Annotated in this window: 17 protein-coding genes; 9 read left to right on the forward strand and 8 right to left on the reverse strand. The window is 30.6% G+C overall.

What is annotated here, in order from left to right:
- Nucleotides 1–96 precede the first annotated feature (96 nt).
- Both C7448_RS07235 and C7448_RS07240 read right to left on the reverse strand, forming a co-directional pair.
- The gene (locus C7448_RS07235) at nucleotides 97–1,632 is read right to left on the reverse strand and encodes a SusD/RagB family nutrient-binding outer membrane lipoprotein (RefSeq protein WP_115900704.1); all 1,536 of its coding nucleotides are present in this window, start codon (nucleotides 1,630–1,632) and stop codon (nucleotides 97–99) included.
- 19 nt (nucleotides 1,633–1,651) lie between these two features.
- Nucleotides 1,652–4,789: a SusC/RagA family TonB-linked outer membrane protein gene (locus C7448_RS07240; protein WP_115900705.1), complete on the reverse strand. Its 3,138-nt coding sequence runs from the start codon at nucleotides 4,787–4,789 to the stop codon at nucleotides 1,652–1,654.
- 180 nt (nucleotides 4,790–4,969) lie between these two features.
- Between C7448_RS07240 and C7448_RS07245 the strand changes: the two genes are divergently transcribed.
- The 3 genes from C7448_RS07245 to C7448_RS07255 all read left to right on the forward strand — a co-directional run bounded on the left by C7448_RS07245 (nucleotide 4,970) and on the right by C7448_RS07255 (nucleotide 8,561).
- Nucleotides 4,970–6,022, forward strand: coding sequence for a sensor histidine kinase (locus C7448_RS07245; protein ID WP_115900706.1), 1,053 nt, complete (start codon nucleotides 4,970–4,972; stop codon nucleotides 6,020–6,022).
- 2 nt (nucleotides 6,023–6,024) lie between these two features.
- Nucleotides 6,025–6,735 carry a LytR/AlgR family response regulator transcription factor gene (locus C7448_RS07250; protein WP_115900707.1) on the forward strand — a complete coding sequence of 237 codons (711 nt, stop codon included), beginning with the start codon at nucleotides 6,025–6,027 and terminating at the stop codon, nucleotides 6,733–6,735.
- A gap of 95 nt (nucleotides 6,736–6,830) precedes the next feature.
- On the forward strand, nucleotides 6,831–8,561 hold the full coding sequence (locus C7448_RS07255; RefSeq protein WP_115900708.1) for a sodium:solute symporter family protein: 1,731 nt from the start codon (nucleotides 6,831–6,833) through the stop codon (nucleotides 8,559–8,561).
- A gap of 30 nt (nucleotides 8,562–8,591) precedes the next feature.
- Here C7448_RS07255 and C7448_RS07260 read toward each other — a convergent pair whose 3' ends face one another.
- Nucleotides 8,592–9,962 carry a tetratricopeptide repeat protein gene (locus C7448_RS07260; protein ID WP_115900709.1) on the reverse strand — a complete coding sequence of 457 codons (1,371 nt, stop codon included), beginning with the start codon at nucleotides 9,960–9,962 and terminating at the stop codon, nucleotides 8,592–8,594.
- Between the two features lie 193 nt (nucleotides 9,963–10,155).
- On the opposite strand from C7448_RS07260, the gene C7448_RS07265 reads away from it, so the two are divergent.
- Both C7448_RS07265 and C7448_RS07270 read left to right on the forward strand, forming a co-directional pair.
- Entirely contained in the window at nucleotides 10,156–10,497 is a 342-nt protein-coding gene (locus C7448_RS07265; RefSeq protein ID WP_099216255.1) for a DUF2853 family protein, read from the forward strand.
- Between the two features lie 89 nt (nucleotides 10,498–10,586).
- Nucleotides 10,587–12,011: an L-serine ammonia-lyase gene (locus tag C7448_RS07270; RefSeq protein ID WP_115900710.1), complete on the forward strand. Its 1,425-nt coding sequence runs from the start codon at nucleotides 10,587–10,589 to the stop codon at nucleotides 12,009–12,011.
- 3 nt (nucleotides 12,012–12,014) lie between these two features.
- Here C7448_RS07270 and C7448_RS07275 read toward each other — a convergent pair whose 3' ends face one another.
- The 3 genes from C7448_RS07275 to C7448_RS07285 form a co-directional block, all read right to left on the reverse strand.
- Nucleotides 12,015–12,653, reverse strand: coding sequence for a SanA/YdcF family protein (locus tag C7448_RS07275; RefSeq protein ID WP_115900711.1), 639 nt, complete (start codon nucleotides 12,651–12,653; stop codon nucleotides 12,015–12,017).
- Nucleotides 12,654–13,412, reverse strand: a complete 759-nt coding sequence (gene yaaA / locus C7448_RS07280) for a peroxide stress protein YaaA (protein ID WP_115900712.1) — start codon at nucleotides 13,410–13,412, stop codon at nucleotides 12,654–12,656.
- Between the two features lie 94 nt (nucleotides 13,413–13,506).
- Nucleotides 13,507–14,283 carry an MBL fold metallo-hydrolase gene (locus C7448_RS07285; RefSeq protein ID WP_211321896.1) on the reverse strand — a complete coding sequence of 259 codons (777 nt, stop codon included), beginning with the start codon at nucleotides 14,281–14,283 and terminating at the stop codon, nucleotides 13,507–13,509.
- 81 nt (nucleotides 14,284–14,364) lie between these two features.
- On the opposite strand from C7448_RS07285, the gene C7448_RS07290 reads away from it, so the two are divergent.
- From C7448_RS07290 to C7448_RS07305, 4 genes are all read left to right on the forward strand, one after another.
- Complete coding sequence (locus C7448_RS07290; RefSeq protein WP_115900714.1) at nucleotides 14,365–15,807, forward strand: TonB-dependent receptor; 1,443 nt, start codon at nucleotides 14,365–14,367, stop codon at nucleotides 15,805–15,807.
- A 65-nt stretch (nucleotides 15,808–15,872) separates the two neighbouring features.
- Nucleotides 15,873–16,418: an RNA polymerase sigma factor gene (locus tag C7448_RS07295; RefSeq protein WP_115900715.1), complete on the forward strand. Its 546-nt coding sequence runs from the start codon at nucleotides 15,873–15,875 to the stop codon at nucleotides 16,416–16,418.
- 33 nt (nucleotides 16,419–16,451) lie between these two features.
- Nucleotides 16,452–16,988, forward strand: a complete 537-nt coding sequence (locus tag C7448_RS07300) for a hypothetical protein (RefSeq protein WP_115900716.1) — start codon at nucleotides 16,452–16,454, stop codon at nucleotides 16,986–16,988.
- Entirely contained in the window at nucleotides 16,985–17,449 is a 465-nt protein-coding gene (locus tag C7448_RS07305; RefSeq protein ID WP_147300510.1) for a sensor of ECF-type sigma factor, read from the forward strand. The genes C7448_RS07300 and C7448_RS07305 overlap by 4 nt, the downstream gene beginning before the upstream one ends.
- 30 nt (nucleotides 17,450–17,479) lie before the next feature.
- On the opposite strand, the gene C7448_RS07310 is transcribed toward C7448_RS07305, so the two are convergent.
- Both C7448_RS07310 and C7448_RS07315 read right to left on the reverse strand, forming a co-directional pair.
- Nucleotides 17,480–17,677: a hypothetical protein gene (locus C7448_RS07310; protein ID WP_115900718.1), complete on the reverse strand. Its 198-nt coding sequence runs from the start codon at nucleotides 17,675–17,677 to the stop codon at nucleotides 17,480–17,482.
- Nucleotides 17,678–17,812: 135 nt separating this feature from the next.
- Nucleotides 17,813–18,079, reverse strand: coding sequence for a hypothetical protein (locus C7448_RS07315; protein WP_115900719.1), 267 nt, complete (start codon nucleotides 18,077–18,079; stop codon nucleotides 17,813–17,815).
- Nucleotides 18,080–18,097: the final 18 nt, after the last annotated feature.

Genomic DNA, 18,097 nt, shown 5'->3' on the forward strand with positions numbered 1-18,097 from the left:
CGAGAATATGTTTAATTATTCTCGCTTGACAATTAACTGTAAACCCTTAAATTATTTAAGATAATTTACAAAAGTGGGAGTTAAAACAAAGTTTTCTTAATTCATATCCCACCATAACTTAGTATTCATTTCATCTGGCCCTTGTTGCTGTATTGCAGCTGTAATATTTTCTTTATTTAATGTCTTTTCTGTTGAAGAATACGGTAACCTATTTGGCACATTACCGTTATTTGGTTGAGAAACCCAATAATTAGTGTTATCTGTAATTTGTGGTATTAAATTTGTTCTTCTTACCAAACTCCAACTTTCGTAACCATTTGTTAACGAAGCTAACCAACGTTGGTTATATACTTGTGTTAACTGCTCTTCGTTACTTCCTGATAATGTTGCTATAGGTTCACTTGCAATAAAGGTTCCTAATTCAGCTCCCCAAAAACGTATGCTAGATGAAATTCCTGCTTGATAAGATGCATTTGCATTTCCTGCATAACCTAACAAAGCTGCTTCTGCTTGCAAAAAGTTAGACTCTGCTGCTGTTAAAACCATTACGTTTACTTGATCTTTTAAATCACTCAATCCTTTGCCTATAATTTTTTCGCTAGGTTTTGCCATGTCCTCCCATTCTGGAGCTGTACGTATATTCACAAAGCTACCTTTATATCCACCATTTTCTGCTTCTGTAAGAATTTCTCCTAATCTTGGATCATTATTATCTCTTAATAAGCTTACATAGCGTTCAGTTGGCACCCATTTAGAACCTAAACCGGCAAACCCCCAATAAACATCTTCAAAACCTCCATCTAAATTTGCATTAATTAAAGGTTCTTTCGACCTTTCAAGAGTAGCTTCATTAGTATCGTCTATTAATGGGTTTGCTAAACAGTCATTAATTACCGCATTAATAAAGTTCGATTCTCCGTCTGCAATAAATGCTTCTCTGCTTCGCAAGGCCATTCTCAAACGTAATGTGTTCGCTAAAACTTTCCATTTTTGTGGATCTCCTTGATAAATAAAATCTCCTTTTGCGCCATTAATAGTTTCTGTAGAAGCTCCAATAATATTCATCTGTTCTTTCAAGTCTTCTATTATAAACTTATAGATTTCTTTTTGTGTTTCATATTTTGGACTTAATACTTCTATTTGAGGAACTATTATTTCTTTGTGAGGTACGTTTCCAAAAATATCTGTCATTTTTTGAGTAAACATAGACATCATTATTCTTGTGATGACCATACCTTGTATATCGTTAAGGTCTTGATACTCTATTAATAGAGCTCTTAGATTAATGCTACTTTTTTTATATGGTTGATCAAAAACACCATTTGTCCAACCTTGATCATTTTTATAACTATCAACACCAGCCCACCAAGTACCTTGAACATTTGTTGTAAATTGGTGTGAAAATTGAGAAGTATACAGTAAGTTCCCTCTCCATGATACAAACCTAGGTTCTGCAAATGTAAAATACTGAACTCCTCCTAAAAGATTTTCTGCTCTTGCATTGGTTGGTAAATTCGGGTTTCTGTTTATTTCTTCAAAATCACTTGTACAAGAAAAGGTTGAAGCTATTACAATTAGTATTAAAGCAATATTGGCAATTTTAATACTATTTTTTTTATTTCTATTATTCATAATATTATAGTATGTTTTTTTAAAAGGATACTGCTAATTTTAACCCATGGCTTGAAGTAGAAGGCATATCAAAAAACTCAATTCCTTGAATCGCCGTATTAAACCCTACTTCTGGATCAAAGTTTCTTGTGTTCTTATGAAGTATTGCTAAATTTCTTCCTACATAACTTATTGATGCCTTTGAAATTGAAAATTTCTTTAAAAACTTGGGAGACAAATTATAAGTAAGTGACAACTGTCTTAATTTCACAAAACTTGCATCAGAAATCCAGTTTTCTGAAATATTTCCTAATCTATTATAATAAGTTTGTGGGTCTACTCCTCTAGCAACTATATCTGACGGTAAAGCTCCTCCTTCAATAGTTAATCCTTCAGGCACAAGAATTCCTTGACCTCCTTCATAAAAAGCTCTTCCTTTTAATGTTATTTCATCTGTTCCTTGTACTCCTGCTAATCGATCTGTAAAAGAGAAAACATCTCCGCCTGAACGTATATCTATTAAGAAATCTAATTCAAAATTTTCATAGGTAAATGTATTAGTGATCCCCATTAAAAAATCTGGAGTTACGTTTCCTATTACTCCTTCTTCTCCTACTATTGGCAGTCCATCAGTATCATAAATTTTATTCCCATCACTATCTCTTTTAAATGTAGATCCTACTAAGTTACCATATAAACTACCTTCTGTTGCTACAAGTTGTATAACGTCGTTAAACTGACGGGCTAGTATCGTTGAAGGAAGACCATCAACGAGTTTTTCTATTCTGTTTTCGTTTTTTGTAAAATTAATGGCTGTATTCCACGAAAATTTTTCACTCTTTATAGGTGTACCTGTCAAAGCTATTTCTAAACCGCTATTTCTAATTAACCCTGCGTTTATCAACTTACTTTGCGCTCCTGAAGTTGCTGGTAATGATATTTGTAATATTTGATTTTTAGTTTCTTTATTGTAATAAGTAAAATCTATTCCTAATCTATTTTCAAAAAAGCTAGCATCTAAACCTATTTCATATTCAGTAGATAATTCTGCTTTTAAATTTGAGTTAGGTATGATGTATCCTGGTGAAGCTCCTTCTTCAGCATCACCTGCTGGTAATTGGGAGTTACCTAAATATAATAGTGATAATCCGTTATAAGGCTTTGAAGTAACTGTAAAAACAGAGCTTAATAAATGAGGTAATGTAGCATTACCTGTTTTTGCTGCACTTGCCCTTAACTTTAATCTATTTATTTTTTCTGTTTTAATATTAAATATTTCACCTAACAAAAAGCTAGTTCCTATTGATGGGTAAAAGAATGAAGCATTTTCCTCTGGTAAAGTAGAACTCCAATCATTTCTAGCTGTAAGTTCTATAAATGCATAATTGTTATAACCTAATTGAACGCTTCCAAATAATGATTGAGACTTTGTTCTATTTAAAAATGTAGAAACACTCTTATAAGTAAAATTATTTATTGAAAATAAATCTTCATCTAATAAATCATTTGCTTCTGTTCTATTTGTTTTTGAATTAGTTTCAACAGTATTGAAACCAAAAGTTGCGTCTAGTGACAGTTTATCTGTTATATTACCGTTATAAAACAGCATTAAATCTAGGTTGTTTAAAACCGTTTGATTTGTTATTTCTTCTAGTCCACCTGTTGGCGCAATATCAAAAGCTCCTATAGGTTGATAAATTGATGCTGTATAATTACTTTGATCTCTCGAATATCTTGCAGTGGCTGATAAGTTTTCTGTTATCTGATATGTTGCATTTAGCAACCCTGTAAACCTATTTTTATCATCTTCATTTATTTTAGTGTTTACTGCATAATAAGGGTTCATTGTAAAAGCTCCACCTCCGTAATTATTTGGTCTTCCGTCTGACTTTATATAGTTTTCAGAAAGTATTTGATTAGATATATTACGAGGTTTTAAAATTAGTCCTCTCACTGTATTAGCTTGTCCATCTGTAATATCTGGTCTATTCGTAGCTGTATTGTTTATATATGAAATTTTAGCTTGTACTTTTAATTTATTAGTTATATTGGTAAAAGTATTTAATAAAACACTATTTCTTTCAAAGTCACTACCTTTCAATACTGGAGCGTTAGTTAAGTTAGTATAAGATAACCTATAGTTAGATGCTTTATTCCCTCCTGATGCACTTATTGAATTTATAAAAGTTGAACCCGTTCTATAAAAATCTTTAAAACTATTTGGATTTGCTTTATAAACATCGGTTCCTATTCCATCAAACCTCATCCTTTGAGAACCATCTAATTTTGGTCCCCAGCTTCCCGATCTAGTAATATCATATTCTAACGAATTTGTAGCTGCATTATATGTTCCTTGCCCATAACTATTTTGTAATCTAGGAGCTACTAAAACATTATCAAGCGTTGTGCTAGAACTAAAATCAATCTTTACTTTTCCTTCTTTACCTCCTTTTGTTGTTACTACAATAACTCCACTTGCTCCTCTATATCCATAAAGAGCCGTTGCATTTCCTCCTTTTAGTACATTTATACTTTGAACATCTTCTGGGTTAATATCTGCTAAAGCGTTACCATAATCAAGTCCACCAGTAAAGCTTCCTTGTCCTAAACCTGTATTATCTACGATAACTCCATCTATTACAATAAGTGGATTATTTGATACTAAGGAAGAAACCCCTCTAATATTTATGGATGCGGAACCAGCTACTCCTGAACCGTTTTGATTTATTTGAACCCCAGTAACCTTTCCTGATAAAGCATTTGTTATATTGGTTGTTTTAACTTTGTTTAGGTCCTTACTTTTTATAGTTTGTAAAGAATAACCTAGCTTTTTCGATTCTTTTTTAATACCTAATGCTGTTACAACAACTTCTTCTAACAGATTCGATTCTTCTAAGGCTACATTTATTGTATTAGTTTCTACTACAACTTCTAACTTTTTCATTCCAACAAAAGAAAAAACTAAAACATTTCCTTTTGATGCTTTTATAGTATACTTACCATTAAAATCAGCTTCGGTTCCCTTTGTTGTTCCTTTAACAATTACATTTACTCCTGGTAAAGGCAAACCGTCAGTCGCAGATGTTACCTTACCTGTTATTACTTTTTCTTGTGCGATAATAGTTATACTAAACAACATAAAACCCCACAAGAACAGTAGTATTTTATTTTTTTTCATATGAATGGTTAATTAAAAAAAATTTAAGTTAAATGTATGTTTAATTCTTTTTCTGGAAAAAATAATATACCAACAACACAAAAAAAACAACAAACGACACTTTTTTTTAAACTTTTGCATTTTTTTTAACAAAAATTATTTGATATAACTTAAAATAGCTACTTTCATGATTTTTATAAAATGAAATCATTTGCTTCTTTAAAAAATAATAAAACCATACCAAGAAAATATCATGTTATTTTTTGGGTTAGTTATTTTTGCTTTAATGTAATTAGATGGGGAAGCTATTTTGGAGATTATTGGTATTCTCTTAAATCAAATTTAATTGAATTCCCTCTACATATTATTCTTGTTTACACAAGCATATACTTCCTTGTTCCTAATTTTTTAGCCAAAAAAAAATATAAGTTTTATATTTTTTTATTAATCGCTTCACTAGGCTTTTTATATATAATTCGAACAGGTTTAAATTATTTATTAGTTACAAAAAACATCTGGCCAGAATCTGACGGCCACCAGCAAGCTTTCACATTTAATCATATTATCGCTGTTACCTTAGGTGAGCTTTATGTACTTGCTTTGGCTACTGCTATTAAATTTACAATAGACTGGGTTTATCAAAAGAAAAGGATTGCTACTTTACAAAAAGAACAATTAAAAAGTGAGCTCAATTTTTTAAAAACACAAATACAACCCCACTTTTTCTTTAATACATTAAATAATTTATACGCACTTACATTAGAGCAATCTGAACAAGCACCAGAGGTAGTTTTGAAATTATCTAATATAATGCAGTATGTTATTTATGATGCAACAAAACCGAAAGTAAAACTACTTAACGAAATACAACACATTCAAAACTATATCGACTTAGAAAGGTTAAGGTGTCATGAAAATGCAATAATAAATATTGAAATTGGTGGAGAAATAGATAATGTAAAAATACCTCCACTGATTTTTTTATCATTTATTGAAAACAGTTTTAAACATGGAAATAAAAATAGTCCCAACTTTTATATATACATTAGTATCGAAAAACAACCTGAAAACCGATTACTGTTTTCAATAAAAAACTCTTATGAAAAAGATAGCTTGTTTAAGAATAGTGAAAAAAGTGGTATTGGAAATATAAATACTAAAAGAAGATTAAACTTACTTTACAAAAACAGCTACGACTTATCTTTTTTAAAAAATGAAAATAATTACTGTGTAACCCTAAATATACCATTATAAAAGTGAAAATTAATACTATTATAATTGATGATGAGCCTTTTGCTATTAAAGTTATTCAAAAACATTTAGAGAAATTTAAAAATTTTAACGTTGTTAGTACTTTTAACAACCCCATAGATGCTATTGAAGTTATTGAAAATGAAAATATAGATGTCATTTTTTTAGACATTAATATGCCTAAAATGAATGGTATAGAGTTTATAAAAAATATAACATTAAAATCTCATGTAGTAATAACTACCGCATATAGAGAGTTTGCGATAGATGCATACGAACTTGATGCTCTCGATTACTTAGTTAAACCAATTCCTTTTAATCGTTTTTTAAAAACAGTTAATAAACTTACTCAACGTATTTCTAATATTAACTATAATAGTTCGCAAAAAAACGATGCTTATATCTTTCTAAAAGTCGATAAAAAGCTCGTTAAGATTAAATATAAAGACATTCTATACATAGAAAGCTTAAAAGACTACATAAAAGTTAGTACTACCACCGATAATCATATTGTGCATAAATCCCTAACCAGTATTTCAGAAGAGTTACCTAACGACCTCTTTCTAAGAATACACCGCTCATACACAATTTCAATAGATAAAATAAATTATGTAGAAGGAAACTCTTTAACAATAAATAAGAAACGAATTCCTATAGGGCGTAAATACCTCTCAAACACAAAACAGGTTATTTTAAATGCAAATAACAATAATTAATAGTTTTATGCTGTTTAACAACCTAACGATGTATTTAGTAGATTTTTTTTATGTGACTAACAAAATTTAATTAAGTTTAAGCCAAAAATAAATTCATGGTTAATTTAAGTAGTTTAGATTTTATAATTATAGTTGCCTTCTTTATTATATCCTTATTCATCGGAATTTGGGCTTCAAAATCAGCAGGTAAGAATAGTTCTGAATTCTTTTTATCAGGAAGAAACATGCCTTGGTGGTTATTAGGTGTTTCTATGGTAGCAACTACTTTTGCCGCAGATACTCCTGGATTAGTAACTGAATTAGTTAGAAAAAATGGTGTTTCAGGAAACTGGGTTTGGTGGGCACTGCTGCTTACAGGGATGTTAACCGTATTTTTTTATGCTAAATTGTGGAGAAAATCAGGAATTACAACAGATTTAGAATTTTATGAATTGCGGTACTCTGGTAAAATGGCTAGCTTTTTAAGAGGTTTTAGAGCTATTTATTTAGGAGTTATTTTCAATGTAATTACCATGGCTGGTGTATGTTTAGCAGGTGCCAAAATTGCCAATATTTTATTAGGAATTTCTCAAGGAGAAATGCTGTTATACTCATCTATAATTGTAGTTATTTATTCTTCTTTAGGAGGGTTAAAAGGTGTATTACTTACTGATTTTATTCAGTTTTTAATTGCTATGGTTGGTTCAGTTTGGGCAACTATATATATTATAAATTTGCCTGAAATCAACGGACTTTCAAATTTATTAACACACCCCAACGTGAGTGATAAACTAGCAATGCTTCCTGATTTTTCGGATAAAGAGGCTCTTATTACCTTGTTTATAATCCCTTTTGCTGTACAATGGTGGAGTACTTGGTATCCAGGTGCCGAACCCGGTGGTGGTGGTTATATTGCACAACGAATGTTGGCTGCTAAAGACGAAAAAAATGCAACGTGGGCTACTTTATTTTTTAATTTCGCTCATTACGCTTTACGTCCTTGGCCATGGATTATTGTAGGACTTGCTTCATTAATTATCTTTCCGAGTTTAGATAGTATGAATCAAGCTTTTCCTAGTTTAACAGCAGAAATGCAAGGTCATGATGTTGGTTATGCAGCAATGATGACCTATTTACCTGCTGGCTTATTAGGAATTGTATTAACATCGTTAATAGCTGCTTTTATGAGTACGATTTCTACCCAACTGAATTGGGGAAGCTCATATATAGTAAATGATTTTTATAGTAGGTTTATCAATAAAAAAGCTTCTGAAAAACAAAAAGTTGTAGTTGGTAGAATATCAACTGTATTGCTAATGCTTTGTGCTGCGTTATTTTCTTTCTATTTACAATCGGCTAAAAGTGTTTTCGATTTATTGCTACAAATTGGTGCTGGTACAGGGCTATTGTTTATTTTACGTTGGTTTTGGAGTAGAATAAACCCATACAGTGAAATTGCTGCTATGGCTATTTCTTTTATTATTGCTGTATTCTTTTTTATCAACAAAAAAATAGAAACCCCAATCATAGAAATTGCTGGATATTGGCAGTTAATCATTGGTGTTTTTGTCACAACTATTGGATGGGTTATTGTAACTCTTTTAACACAACCTACAGATGCTAAAACATTAGAAAACTTTGACAATCTTATTTTTAAAGGAGAAGATAAATTTAAAAATGTTGGGTTTAAAATTGTTGGATTTGTAACTGGAATAATTGGTGTGTACAGTTTCTTATTCGCCACAGGAAACTGGATTTATGGTGAAATGACTCTTGCAATTACACTTTCGGTAATTACTCTAATTTGTATTTTAATTCTAAAAAAGATTTGGAAGTTTGTTTCCTAATACACTAGTTAATATAATACTCTAAAGTATTTATTGTACCGCTTTATCGTAATTAGAAATGATTTTTTGTATGCTGTCTTTTTCAAAAACAGAAGGATACAACTCTTTTATGATTGTATGATATTCAAAATCAATTTCTAAAGCATTTTTTAGGTGTATTATACTATACTCTTCTTTACCAAGAATCATAAACAACCCACAAAGCCTATACTCTATTTCTGCAAACTCTTTATATGTCTTTTTTGCTTGAATTAATACCTTAAGAGCTTCGTTAAACTCTCCTAAAAACAATAAAATATCAGCCAACGCTACATATATTTCAATTTCTTTATCACCTAACGACAAACAAGTTCTAAAAGCTTTAACTGATTCTTCGTAAAAATTAAGCTTCAAATTGATATCTCCATAACGTCTCCAATACAAAACGTTTGCTTCATCTATATGAATAGCTTTGTTTATATAATACAATGCCTTTTGATAGTTCTCTTGATTATAGCAAGCATTCGTTAGTAAAATCCAACCTCTATCTAAAAGAGGATCTTCGTGCACTGCTTTTTTATAAAAATGTATAGCTGTTTGTGTGTTATTTAGCTTTTCATAACACTCTCCTATTCTTATGTAAGCATAGGCTGTTGGATCGTCTAATTCTAGTGTTACTAAATAATTTTCTATAGCTTCTTCATAACGATTTAGTTCTTCTAAAGCTTTTGCTTTTTCCAAATAACCTCCAATAAAACTGTCATCAATTAATACTGCATAGTCAAAAGCTGTTAATGCTTCTTTGTACATACCTAACTCAAAATATTGCTTTCCTAATTGATGCCATGCTACTTCGCAGTAAGGATTCTTATCTAAATAAGCATTTAAAAATTTAATAGCGTCTTTATGACTACCTTCCATATCAAAGCAATACACAATATTGTATAACGATGAATAATCTTCATAATCTACCTCTATACATTTAGCAAAATTTAAGCGAGCATTTTCAAAATCATCAAGATATAAATACTCCATACCTATCATTGACCAAACATCAGATGGATCTTCTATATACTGTAAAGATTCTTTTAAAATTGCAATTGCTTCAGTATGCTTCTTCTTTTTGGATAGAATAATTGCTTTTTGGATAAAAACCTCGTCGTTATGAGGTTCTACAGCTTCAATATTAGATAACATCTTAATTGCTTCATGCAATTGGTCTTCAAAAATTAAAATTTCTACTTTCATTAATTTTAATTGAATTGAAGATGGATGCTGCTCCAAACCTAGCTGTACAGCTTTTTTTGCCAACGACTGTTTACCTATATTTAAATAATGCTCTATAATTGTTTCAAATTCTACAGCATCAAAAAAATATACCTCATTGGTTTTCAACATGGATTCAAATTTTGATATTGACATAGGCTACAGATTTGAATTTATATAAAATTACTACAAGAACAGCACCTATTTACCTATCTGTTTATTTCTTTTCAACAATTTAATTAACAATATTGTCTCTCTTTCTTATTAACACTAAGTTGTTTGAAAGAATTAATTATTTTTCTATATTTGAAAGAACTAAAAATTAATATCTAATTTTAAACAAAAAATCATGAGTAAATTTGACGAAAAAGTAGCACTTTATAAAAAATTTATGGACGATAGAGATATCCGTTCTAACACAGATTTATTAACTGCTGTTACAAAAGGACTAGGACCTTCTATTTATAAAAATGATGCTGAAACTGTATCTGGTAGTGATCCTAAAGAACTGGAAACCGTTAAGAAAAATTTCTTAATGAAAAAGTTAGGTTTAGCTGATGGACCTGAATTAGATAAGGCTATTGGAGAAGTTATGGAGAGAATTGGAAAGTCTGAAAGAAACAAGTACCGTGCTGTAGTTTACTACATGTTAGTAAAGAAATTTGACAAAGAATCTGTTTACGGAATGTAATAACTCTTTTTTGATAAATATAAGTCCTGTATTTAAGTTTTAAATACAGGACTTTTTTTATTTTAGCCACCAACAAACAACTTATATTTATGTCGCAATTTATTAGCGTTTTTGATATGCTTAAAATTGGGGTGGGACCTTCTAGCTCTCATACCCTTGGCCCATGGAGAGCTGCCCAACAATGGATACAAAAATTAAAAGAAACAAATGAATTTCTTTTAATTGAAGAAATAAAAGTAGACTTGTATGGTTCTCTTTCCTTAACTGGTAAAGGACATGCGACAGATTTAGCCGTTTTACTTGGTTTAAGCGGTGCCGATCCAGAATACATCCCTATCGAAACTATTGATGTAATTATTAATGATATTCAAGCTAAAGGGCTCTTATTTTTTAATAATGAAAAGAACATTTCTTTCATTAATGGTTCTGTAAAGTTTAATAAAGAATTTTTACCTTTTCATGCGAATGGAATGACTTTTAGAGGATACGCTAATGGGGTAGAAATTTCAACTGAAACCTATTATTCTATCGGTGGAGGTTTTATCGTACAAGAAGACGATAATCTTACTGAAGATATTGAAATTAACAAACAAAACTTTCCGTTTCCAATAAACAGAGCTACCGAACTAGAAGCTTATTGTGAAAAGGAAGGCTTGAATATTTCTGATATTGTTTACCAAAATGAGCTTGTAATTAATTCTGCTGAAGAAATTGATAAAGAGTTACACCGTATATGGAATACCATGTTAGAATGTATGTATATTGGTTGTCATACTCAAGGAATTTTACCTGGTGGATTAAATGTAAAGCGACGTGCATTTGAAACACATCAAAAACTTATTAAAGATGCTGAATATAACAATCAACAGGAATGGATTACTGCTATTAGAGGCACCGAAGTTAAGTTTCGAGAAATTTTAAAATGGGTGAGTTGTTTAGCCTTGTCAGTTAATGAAGTAAATGCTGCTTTAGGTAGAGTTGTTACTGCTCCTACTAATGGAAGTGCTGGAGTAATTCCTGCTGTAATAATGTATTATTTAGTAATAGAAAACCACGATGCTACTTTTGAGCATGTTAAAAAGTTCTTACTAGTCGCAGGAGAAATAGGGAGTGTTTTTAAGAAAAATGCTACAATTTCTGCTGCTATGGGTGGTTGTCAAGCTGAAATTGGAGTATCATCGGCTATGGCGGCGGCGGCATTAACTGAATTATTAGGCGGAACTCCATCACAATGTTTAGTTGCTGCTGAAATTGCCATGGAACATCACTTAGGACTTACTTGTGACCCTATTGGCGGATTAGTACAGGTACCTTGTATTGAACGTAATGCTATGGGAGCTATTAAAGCTATTAATGCTGCGGAATTAGCTTTAGAGACCAACCCTAAAGAATCTAAAGTTCCATTAGACAAAGTAATTGACACTATGTGGGAAACTGCTAAAGATATGAACCGAAACTACAAAGAAACCTCAGAAGGCGGCTTAGCTGTTACAGTACGATTAGCTGATTGTTAATTTTTATTTTATTTCAATAGGCTTTCCTAAAAACTTAGGCTTTATATTAAAAAGAATATCAACAAAAACTTTTACTCTAGCTAAGTATTCTCTTAGCTGGACTTTGACCGCGTATTTCCCAGAAATACCTCTTGCGTTATAACCTATTGCGTCAATATCATAATGATTAGCTAAGTATAAAGCCCTTTCATTATGGAATTGTTGTGATATAATAGTTACTGAAGTTTGCCCAAAAATCTCTTTCACTCTTACCACAGAATCCAATGTTCTAAACCCTGCATAGTCTAAAAATATCTTATTTTCAGGGATTCCCGCTTCTATTAGATCATCTTTAAACTCTGAAGGTTCATTATAATTTTTGGTGCCATTATCTCCACTCACCACAATAAAATCAATTTTTTGGGCTTTAAATAAAGTTACTGCTGCCTCTACTCTAAATTGATAATACAAGTTTATTCTTCCATCAGAAAGATATTTAGCAGTTCCTAGTAACAAACCTACTTTATTTTTCGAAATATTTTCTGTAGAATTATACAGCTTTCCTTCTGCATTATTTTCTATAATTTTATTAGAAAAATAAATAGAACTTATAATTACCAAGCTACTTACTAAAAAAACGATAACAATTTTTTTTCGTTTCATTTACCTCGTAAATACTAATTCTGTTTCTGTAGACATTTCTTCGGAAAAGCCATATCCATCAACATCAAAACCTTTTAATTCCTCCAAAGTCTCCACATTATTATCTATAATATAGCGCACCATTAATCCACGAGCTTTTTTAGCAAACGTCATAATGGTTTTATACTGTCCGTTTTTAAAATCTTTAAAAACTGGAGTTACCATAGGTACTTTTAATGTTTTTTTAGGAAGCGCTTTAAAATATTCTGCACTTGCTAAGTTAATTAACAACTCACCTTCAGCTAACTCTTCATTTAATGATTCCGCTAATGTAGTATCCCAAAACTTATATAAGTTTTCTCTTCTACCTACTTTTAACCTAGTTCCCATTTCTAATCGGTATGGCTGAATTAAATCCAATGGTTTTAACAACCCGTATAATCCTGATAAAATTCTCAACTTATCTTCTAAAACTGGAATTTTATCTTCCGAAATAGAGTTAGCATCAATCCCTCTATACACTTCCCCTGTAAAAGCGAATACTGCTTGTTTTGCATTCTCTAAAGAAAAAGGAGGCTGCCAGTCTTGATTTCTTTCATAATTTAAACTTGCTAAATCATCAGAAATCTTCATTAACTCACTCAGCTTTTTCCTTGAAAGTGTTTTTAGCTTCTTATTCAACTTTTCAGATTGTTCTAAAAACCTAGGTTGTGTATATGCATCGGTAGTAACTTTGCTTTCAAAGTCTAACGATTTTGCTGGTGATATAATAATTTTCATGTTATAAATATTTAAAGTAAAAATAAGAAGCTATTCTAAAACCATCAATTACTTTAAGTAATTAATATTGATTGTAATATTGATATTTTTAATACTAAACTTGTAATCCATCATATGCTAAAAACACATTTTCAGGTAATTCTTTTTCTACCTCTTCATGCAAACCTAAAAGTTCGCTAATATGCGTTAAATACGCTTTTTTGGGATTAATTTCTTCTATAAACTTTAGGGCTTCTTCTAAATTAAAATGTGTGTTATGCGGTTCTTTTCGTAAACCTGTAATGACTAAAACATCTAGACTCTTTAGCTTTTCTTTCTCCTCTTCAGAAATAGTTTTAATATCGGTTATATACACTACATTATTAAAACGATATCCGAGAATTGGTAAATCGCCATGCATTACTTCAATTGGTGTTACCTCTACTCCATCCAACTCAAAACTTTCTTTGTGTGAAACAATAGTTGGCGCTACACTTGGTGCACTCGGGTATCTATTTTCAGTTGCAAAAATATAATCGTATCGCTTTTTTAAAACATTTAGTACTCTTTCTGTTAAGTAGATAGGGACTGGTCCTATTTGAAAACAATACGGACGGATTTCATCCAAACCAGCTATATGATCTGCATGTTCATGTGTAAATAAAATTCCGTTGATTGATTCGACCTCTTCACGCATCATTTGCTGACGAAAATCAGGTCCGCAATCAATAACATAATTAATATTATTCCACGAAACCAACACTGAAGACCGTAATCGTTTGTCTTTTGGGTTCTTAGATAAAGCTACAGGGTGCTTACTTGTAAGCATCGGAACTCCAGTAGAAGTTCCTGTTCCTAAAAAAGTTATTTTTACTTGATTTTTTTTCTTCATTTTCACCACAAAAATACAACAAAAATTGTCTGATAGTTCCTAATTTCAGTACATTTGTAATACGTAACTAAAAACAACAAAATGGCAATTACGTTAAAAGGAGATCAAAAAATAAGTACTGTACCAACTACCAAAATGAAGTCGTTAAAAATTAATTTAAACGCTCATATATATGGAACTTTTGCAGAGATTGGAGCTGGTCAAGAAACTGTTCGTAATTTTTTTAGAGCTGGTGGAGCATCTGGTACTATAGCAAAAGCTATGAGTGCTTATGATAAAGATTTCTCTGATGCCATTTATGGAATTGAAAAAGACAATCGTTATGTTACTGAACCTCGATTAAAGAAAATGCTAAAGCATGAAATGGAATTAATTGAGGAACGACTTGACCGTCAAAAACATCCTGATAAATTATTTTTTAGTTATGCTAATACTGTAGCTACTATTAACTTTACCAAGAAATTTAAAGGTCATGGTTGGGTTGGTATTCGTTTTCAATTAGATCCATTAGAAGATTACAACGAAATTGTTTTGCATCTTCGTTTTAAAGAAACTGATGCTCGTCAGCAGCAAGAAACATTGGGAGTTTTAGGTGTAAACTTAATTTATGGAGCTTATTACTTAAATGACAATCCTAAAGATTTATTAAAATCTTTTTACGATAATATTGATAAAGACCGTTTAGAGATTGACATGATCAACTTCTCTGGACCTCGTTTTATGTATGTTGACAACCGCTTAATGAGTTTACAACTTGTTAAAAACGGGATGACAAATGCTGTAATGTTTGGTCCTGACGGGAATAACTTATTGCCTGCACAAGTACTTTACAAAAAGAATATTTTGGCTCTTCGTGGAAGTTACAGACCCGTAACTAAGGTTAACATGGATATGTTTGAGCGTTCTAAACAACTATTCTTTGATGAGAATAAAGTAGATCCTAAGAAAACCAAAATTATTTTTGAAATTACCTTAAGTAACCTTCGTGCCGAAGGAGAAATTAACGAACGTGACTTCTTAGACAGGGCTGAACTACTATGTTCTCTTGGTCTAAATGTTATGATTACCAACTATCAAGAATACTTTAAACTAGTAGAATACTTTAGCGAGTACACCAAAGAACGCATGGGGCTTGCTATGGGAGTTTACAACTTAATTCAAATTTTTAATGAAAAGTATTATCGTGATTTAAGCGGTGGTATCTTAGAAGCTTTTGGTAAACTATTTTATAGAGATTTAAAAGTATACATGTATCCTTATAAAAATGAGGAAACTGGTGAATACATTACTAGTGAAAACCTTAAAGTGCATCCTAGAATGAAAGAACTTTATAAGTTCTTTAAAAACAATGGTCGATTAATTGATATTAAAGACTTTAACCCTGATATTTTACATATTTTCTCAAGAAAAGTCTTAAAAAAGATAAAAAACGGAGAAGATGGATGGGAAGAAATGCTTCCTAAAGGAGTTTCTGAAACTATTAAGGAAAAACGTTTGTTTGGATGTACAAAAAGAATTAGGTAATATTTTTTTATTATCCTTTTTAAACCTTTTATTACCTTTAAAGTCTAACAGCTAAACAATTTTGGTTGATTGACGAGATTACACTTATAAATCAATTACAGCAATCTACTACCAAAGAGGTTGCTTTTAAAAGCCTAGTATCGCAATATAAAGAGCGATTGTATTGGCATATACGAAAAATAGTAATTTCTCATGAAGATGCCGATGATGTTTTACAAAACACTTTTGTAAAAATTTTTAAAAGTATTAATCACTTTAAAAGAGATAGTAAACTGTATTCTTGGATGTATAGAATAGCTACCAATGAAGCTATAACTTTCATCAACAAAAAAGCTAAAGAAAAGAACATTCATATTTCTGATTATCAACTACAACTTACTTCTAGTTTAGATAGTGATTATTGGTTTTCTGGTGATGAAATTCAGCTTATTTTGCAAAAAGCAATTGCTACATTGCCTCAAAAACAACAATTAGTATTTAATATGAAGTATTTCGATGAAATGAAGTATGAAGAAATCTCTGAAATTCTCGATACCTCCGTTGGTGCTTTAAAAGCCTCATATCATATAGCCGCTAAAAAAATAGAACATTTTATAAAGAACTATAATTAAACCTTTTACAAAAATAATAGTCTTACTAAAGTAATGGATAAAAAAATAAAACATACTATAGATTATATAAGCCAACAAGTTGGTAAGGATAATGGTTTTTCAACTCCTCAAAATTATTTTGAAAAAGTTGAAGAGACTATTAACACTTCTGTATTTATAGATAGTTTACCAAAAAATAAACCATTCAATACTCCTCACGGTTATTTTGATACAATTGAAACTCGAATTCAATCAGAATTAGCAATAGAGCAACCTAAAGAATCAAAAGTAATTTCATTACGTAAAAGAATCTTACAGTATGTTCCTGTAGCTGCAGCAGCTTCTGTTTTACTTTTTATTGGTATTAATTATTTTAATACTCAAAAAATTACTTTTGAAGATATAACTATTACCGATATAGAGTCTTGGTATGAAAATGGATATGGTGATATTGACAATAGTGAGCTTGCAACGACCTTAAACACTTCAGAACTGGAAGAAGATATATTTGCTTCTATTAGTGATGAAACACTAGAAGATTACTTAAGCTCTGTTGACACACCAACACTTATAAACGAAATACAACAATGATGAAGAAACATTTACTTATATTATTTGTAGCTTTTGCATCTCTTTTTTCTGCTCAATCACAGACTAAAAAAGGGAACTATGAAAAAATTAAAGCCTTTAAAGTAGCTTTTCTTTCTGAAAAACTAGACCTAACTGAAGAAGAAGCTGATAAGTTTTGGCCATTATACAATATATATGATAAAAAAATGATTGAGCTTCACAAAGCGGAACGATACAGCATAAAGAAAAAAATACTTAGCTGCGGAGGAATTGATAGTTTAACTGACAAAGAATCAAAAGAAATTGTCAATAAAATTAAATCAGTTTCAAAAGAACAATACGAAGCTAAAACTAATTTTTATGATAAGCTCTCAACTTTTTTATCAGATAAAAAAATTCTAACCTTAGAAGTTGCTGAACACGAGTTTCACCGAAAGCTTATAAAAAAGCTAAAAGGTAAAAAAAGAGAACACCAAAAATAAAAAAAAGGAAGCTTTTAAAGCTTCCTTTTTTTACTTATCGACTAAGGCTAAGCAAACATATAAATCTGGTTTATTAGCTGTAAATTGTTTTAGCCAAATAGTTAGTTCGTCTATTTCATAAGGTAGTAATCTACTTAAAGCTTTCTCTAGCTCTTTACAAAATAAATCAGCGTTAAAACTAACCTTTTGAAGTACAGTTTTCGTGTACTCATACATAGCTCTTGCCATATTTATTGGGGTTATCTGTTATTAAATACTGAACGTAATTTACAAAATTTTATTCCAAAGTGAATGTTAAAATTTATCCAAAAAAAAAGCGAGACTCTAATCAGTCTCGCTTTATAAACATATAATCTATAGTATCTATAAACTATTTACTTTTTCTATTAAAGCATTAGCTTTAGTCTCTAACTCAGTATTTAAAGCTTTGTAATGAGCCTTTTTGTTCTCTACATTTTTTGCATTTACTTTTGCAATTAAATCATCAAAAGTTACAATAACTTCATCTACAATAGCAGTTGCTTTAGCTTTATCAGCTTCAGGGTTTAACTCTATAGCTATTTGACAAATACTAATAATGTCTCCTAATGTATAGTTAATATCTTTTTTTAAATTTTTTATGCTTGCCATAATTATAAATATTTAATG

The organism is Tenacibaculum gallaicum, assembly GCF_003387615.1.
In the GTDB taxonomy this organism is placed as follows: Bacteria; Bacteroidota; Bacteroidia; order Flavobacteriales; family Flavobacteriaceae; genus Polaribacter; species Polaribacter gallaicus.

Excerpts from the sequence above, each read along its gene's own strand:
- C7448_RS07235 (WP_115900704.1), bottom strand. The coding sequence starts at position 1,632 with ATGAATAATAGAAATAAAAAAAATAGTATTAAAATTGCCAATATTGCT.
- C7448_RS07240 (WP_115900705.1), bottom strand. The coding sequence starts at position 4,789 with ATGAAAAAAAATAAAATACTACTGTTCTTGTGGGGTTTTATGTTGTTT.
- C7448_RS07245 (WP_115900706.1), top strand. The coding sequence starts at position 4,970 with ATGAAATCATTTGCTTCTTTAAAAAATAATAAAACCATACCAAGAAAA.
- C7448_RS07255 (WP_115900708.1), top strand. The coding sequence starts at position 6,831 with ATGGTTAATTTAAGTAGTTTAGATTTTATAATTATAGTTGCCTTCTTT.
- C7448_RS07260 (WP_115900709.1), bottom strand. The coding sequence starts at position 9,962 with ATGTCAATATCAAAATTTGAATCCATGTTGAAAACCAATGAGGTATAT.
- C7448_RS07265 (WP_099216255.1), top strand. The coding sequence starts at position 10,156 with ATGAGTAAATTTGACGAAAAAGTAGCACTTTATAAAAAATTTATGGAC.
- C7448_RS07270 (WP_115900710.1), top strand. The coding sequence starts at position 10,587 with ATGTCGCAATTTATTAGCGTTTTTGATATGCTTAAAATTGGGGTGGGA.
- C7448_RS07275 (WP_115900711.1), bottom strand. The coding sequence starts at position 12,653 with ATGAAACGAAAAAAAATTGTTATCGTTTTTTTAGTAAGTAGCTTGGTA.
- yaaA (WP_115900712.1), bottom strand. The coding sequence starts at position 13,412 with ATGAAAATTATTATATCACCAGCAAAATCGTTAGACTTTGAAAGCAAA.
- C7448_RS07285 (WP_211321896.1), bottom strand. The coding sequence starts at position 14,283 with ATGAAGAAAAAAAATCAAGTAAAAATAACTTTTTTAGGAACAGGAACT.
- C7448_RS07290 (WP_115900714.1), top strand. The coding sequence starts at position 14,365 with ATGGCAATTACGTTAAAAGGAGATCAAAAAATAAGTACTGTACCAACT.
- C7448_RS07300 (WP_115900716.1), top strand. The coding sequence starts at position 16,452 with ATGGATAAAAAAATAAAACATACTATAGATTATATAAGCCAACAAGTT.
- C7448_RS07305 (WP_147300510.1), top strand. The coding sequence starts at position 16,985 with ATGATGAAGAAACATTTACTTATATTATTTGTAGCTTTTGCATCTCTT.
- C7448_RS07310 (WP_115900718.1), bottom strand. The coding sequence starts at position 17,677 with ATGGCAAGAGCTATGTATGAGTACACGAAAACTGTACTTCAAAAGGTT.
- C7448_RS07315 (WP_115900719.1), bottom strand. The coding sequence starts at position 18,079 with ATGGCAAGCATAAAAAATTTAAAAAAAGATATTAACTATACATTAGGA.